This window comes from Microbacterium sp. Bi128, assembly GCF_918698205.1.
Genome location: NZ_CAKKMM010000309.1, coordinates 1 through 4,925, shown reverse-complemented (window position 1 = coordinate 4,925; position 4,925 = coordinate 1). Strand labels below are relative to the sequence as shown.

The window sequence follows — 4,925 nt, the reverse complement described above, 5'->3', positions numbered from 1 at the left end:
GCCGACGTCGGGTTCGAACGGGACGACGGTGTCGTGGACCTCGTCCGACCCGTCGGTCGTCTCGGCCACCGGCGAGGTCACCCGGCCCGCGCACGGATCGGCGGCGAAGACCGTCGAGGTGACCGCCACCGTGAGCAAGGGCTCCAGCTCCGCCACGCGCGCCTTCACCCTCGCGGTGCAGCCGCTGCCCGAGGAGCAGGAACTCGGGGCTTACTTCTTCCCCTTCTTCACCGGCGAGAGCACGACGACCGACGAGGAGATCTCGTTCGCGACCTCGCGGGCCAACGACCCGAAGAGCTGGCTCACCCTCAACGAGGGGAAGCCGGTGCTCACCTCCGACCAGGGCGAGGAAGGCATCCGCGACCCGTTCGTGCTGCGCTCGCCCGACGGCGACCGCTTCTACATGCTCTCCACCGACCTGAACATGTTCGATCGCTACAACGGCGACTTCGGCCGGGCGCAGGAGGTCGGCAGCCGCAAGCTCAACGTCTGGCAGTCCGACGACCTCGTGACCTGGAGCCCGCTGCGGCAGATCACGGTCTCCAGCGCGCTCGCGGGCAACACGTGGGCCCCCGAGGCCACGTGGGACCCCGAGCGCGGCGAGTACGTCGTCTACTGGGCCTCGAACCTCTACCCGAGCGCCTCGACCGACGGCCGTCGCGCGTCCGACAGCTACAACCGCATGATGATGGTCACCACGCGCGACTTCGTCACGTTCAGTGAGCCGCAGCCGTGGGTCGACGTGAAGCGCGGCGCGGGCAAGGGCACGATCGACGCCACCGTGGTGCGCGACGGCGACGTCTTCTACCGCTTCATCAAGGACGAGGCATCCATGACCGTCCGTCAGGAGCGCTCGACCGACCTCACCGCGACGGTCACCGGCTCGCTCCCCACCACGACCTCCGCCCCCGGGTGGCAGCTCGTCAAGGAGCAGATCGGCGTCGGCCAGCCGAACCCCTGGGGCGGGACGTTCACCAACGGCGAGGGCCCGACGGTGTTCGCCGACAACGCCGAGGCCGGCCACTGGTACATGCTCATCGACCAGCCCAGCTACCACGGCGGCCAGGGCTACCTGATGTTCGAGACGCGCGACATCGCGTCGGGGACCTGGACGTCGGTGACGGATGCCGAGCTTCCCAGCCGCCCGCGCCACGGCACGGTGCTGCCGATCACCGCGGCCGAGCAGCAGCGGCTGATCGCGGCGTACCCGACCGACGAGACCGCTGACTACTCGATCACCGCCGACCCCGCGAAAGAGGGCGCCGAGATCTCCGACGAGATGTACGGCGTGTTCTTCGAGGACATCAACAACGCCGCCGACGGCGGCCTGTACGCCGAGCTCGTGCGCAACCGCTCGTTCGAGTTCCTCCCCGTCGACAACCGCGACTTCACCGGGATGACGGCGTGGGCCCCCGTGGGTGTCGGCGGCAGTGGAACCGCGAAGCCCGTCAACGACGCGGCGCGCATGAACGAGCGCAACCGCACCTACCTGCGGCTCGACCTCGCCAGCGCCGGTACCGGCACCTACGGCGTCGAGAACGGCGGATTCGACACCGGGATCGCCCTCACCGACGGCGGGCTGTACGACGTGTCGTTCTGGGCCCGCACCACGGCTCCGGGCGGCACCCCCGTCTCGGTCGTGCTGCGCTCGGCCGACGGAGCAGCGCTCTCGGATCCGCTCACCGCGACGGTGGCCGGGGACGGCTGGGTGAAGTACACGGGCACCGTCACGGCGACGGCCACGACCGACCGTGCCCGCCTGCTCGTCCAGGCCGCGGGCACCGGGACGCTCCGCCTCGACGAGGTCTCGCTCTTCCCTCGCGACACGTTCCAGGGACGGCCGAACGGGCTCCGCAAGGACATCGCGCAGAAGATCGCCGACCTGCACCCGAAGTTCGTGCGGTTCCCCGGCGGCTGCATCGTCAACGTCAACAGCCACGAGGACTACTCCGCCGACTCGGGCTACGAGCGCGCTCGGTCGTACCAGTGGAAGGACAGCGTCGGCCCGGTCGAGACCCGTGCCACCAACGCCAACTTCTGGGGCTACAACCAGTCGCTGGGACTGGGGTACTTCGAGTACTTCCAGTTCGCCGAGGACATCGGCGCGAAGCCCGTCCCCGACGTCCCCGCGCTCCTCAACGGCTGCGGCCAGGCACTGCAGCCGACCGACCCCGCGCTCCTCCAGCGCCACATCCAGGACACTCTCGACCTCATCGAGTTCGCCAACGGCGGTGTCGACACGACGTGGGGCAAGCTCCGCGCCGACATGGGGCACCCCGCGCCGTTCGGTCTGGACCGCATCGAGATCGGCAACGAGGAGAACTACCCCGAGGCGTTCATGGCGAACTTCGTGAAGTTCCGGGATGACATCTCGGCCAAGTACCCCGACATGATCCTGATCAGCAACTCGGGGCCCGACGCCGAGGGCGCGACGTTCGAGAAGCACGGGGAGCAGAACCGGGCCGAGAACGTCGACATGGTCGACGAGCACTACTACCGCGACCCGTCGTGGTTCCTCTCGCACAACGCCCGCTACGACTCCTACGACCGGAACGGACCCGACGTGTGGATCGGCGAGTACGCCTCGCGCGACAACCGCTTCTTCAACGCCCTGTCGGAGGCGGCCTTCATGACGGGTCTCGAGCGCAACGCCGACGTGGTGAAGATGGCCTCGTACGCGCCGCTCCTGGCCGACCAGAGCAGCACGCAGTGGCGGCCCGACCTCATCTGGTTCGACCGTGACCAGGTGTGGGGTTCGGCGAACTACGAGGTGCAGAAGCTGTTCATGCGCAACACCGGTGACCGCGTCGTGCCGACCACGGCGGCCGGGGATCTGGCATCCACCGGTCTTGCCGGGGCCGTGGGGCTGTCGACCTGGAGCACCTCCGCGCGCTACGACGACGTGAAGGTCACGACGCCCGACGGCGAGACGCTCTTCGCGGACGACTTCTCGGACACCAGCGCCGACGGCTGGACGCCGCTCGCGAACGCGGGCTCGTGGTCGGCGGCGGACGGCAGCTACGTGCAGTCGTCGACGACGGCGAACAACACCCTCGTCGCCGGCCCCGCGCTGGACGCCACCGACTACGACTTGTCGCTGAAGGCCACCAAGCTCGCCGGCGCGGAGGGCTTCCTCGTCGGCTTCGGGGTGCAGGGCTCGGCCGACTACCTGTGGTGGAACCTCGGCGGGTGGGGCAACACCCGCAGCGTCGTCGAGAAGGCCGTCGGCGGAGCGAAGTCGATCCTGACCGACACCGGGATGCCGCGGGTCGAGACCGGCCGCACGTACGACCTCCGCATCCAGGTGCGCGGTCCCGAGGTGACGCTGTTCGTCGACGGGCAGCAGGCCGGACGCTTCACCAACACGGCCGTCGAGCCCTTCGCCCAGGTCATGACGAAAGACGACGCGACCGGTGACGTCATCCTCAAGGTCGTCAACGCGCAGGCGAAGGAAGCCGTGACGCGGGTCGACCTCGGCGGACTCGAGGTGCTGCCGACCGCGCAGATGACGGTCCTCGCGGCCGCCCCGGGGGCCGTGAACACGGCGGATGCCACGCCCGTGGCGCCCGAGACGACGGACGTCTCCGTGAGCGCGAGCTTCACCCGCACGTTCGCGCCGTACTCGGTGACGTTCCTGCGGATGCACACGCGCACCCCCGACACCGAGGCGCCGGTCGTGACGGTGTCCACGTCTCCCGCGACTCCCGACGGCGCGAACGGCTGGTTCGTCTCGCCCGTCGCGGTCTCGGCGACGGCGACCGACGACACCGACGACGCGCCCCGCGTGGAGGTCAGCACCGACGGCGGCACCACGTGGGCGGCGTACACCGGTGCCCTCACCCCGACCGAGGGGACCGCGAACCTCGCGTTCCGGGCCACGGACGTCGCCGGCAACGTCTCGGCATCCGTTCCGGCTGTGGTCCGCGTCGACCGCACGGCCCCGACCGTGACGAGCGGGGTGGATGCCACGGCCCGAACGGTCCGGCTCACCGCCACCGACGCCGTCTCGGGCGTCGACCGGATCGAGTACCGTCTGGGTGACTTGGGGACCTGGACCGCCGTGTCCGGTGCCGAGGCCGTCGTCACCGTCCCTGCGGGGGCGACCACGGTGTCGTACCGCGCGGTGGACGTGGCCGGCAACGTCGGCGGAACGGGCTCGGCCTCGGTCGGTGCCACGCCGGGCGACCCGACGCTGTCGGTGGCCGGCGACCTCGTCGCGGGCGGAGTGATCACGGTGTCGGGCACCGGATGGCCGACGGATGCCGATGGCCGCCTCGAACTCCACTCGACACCGATCGACCTCGGTGCGGTCCGCACCGACGCCGCGGGCGCGTTCCGCGTCACCGTCACACTGCCGGCCGCCGTCCCCGCGGGGACGCACGAACTGGTCGCCGTGATCGGCGACGCGCGTGCGGCCGTGTCGGTCGAGATCCGTGCCGCCGCTACCCCGGGAACGGTGCCCCCGACGACGGACGGCCCCGCGACGCCGAGCACCGGCTCGCCGCTCGCGGTGACGGGCGGGACGGTCTCGATCGCCGCGCTGGTGCTGGGTCTGCTCGCGCTGGCCCTCGGGACGGTGATCCGCCGCCGCCGCGTCCGCGAGAACTGAGCAGGAACGACGTCGCCCCGACCGCGCAGGACGCGGCCGGGGCGATGTCGTTCCTCGGGATCAGCTGGTCAGCAGCCGGAGTCCGTAGGCCTGCAGGATCTCGTTGACCGGCTGGAAGTAGGTCGTCCCACCCGTGGAGCAGTCACCCGAACCGCCGGAGGTCACGCCCTGGGCCTGGTTGCCCGCCAGGAGCGAGCCGCCGGAGTCACCCGGCTCGGCGCACACCGAGGTGCGGATGAGGCCCGAGACCGACCCCTCCGCGTAGCGGACCGTGGAGTTGTACGCCTGCACCTGACCGCAGTGCCACCCCGTGGTC

The 4,925-nt window shown here is 70.6% G+C and carries 2 protein-coding genes; one reads left to right on the top strand and one right to left on the bottom strand.

Features of this window, described 5'->3' with window-relative positions; genetic code table 11:
• Positions 1 to 4,609: alpha-L-arabinofuranosidase C-terminal domain-containing protein (locus LQV45_RS17770; protein WP_308288885.1), on the top strand; the 4,609-nt coding region annotated here is incomplete at its 5' end.
• Between the two features lie 60 nt (positions 4,610 to 4,669).
• Here LQV45_RS17770 and LQV45_RS17765 read toward each other — a convergent pair.
• Positions 4,670 to 4,925: S1 family peptidase (locus LQV45_RS17765; RefSeq protein ID WP_230008156.1), on the bottom strand; the 256-nt coding region annotated here is incomplete at its 5' end.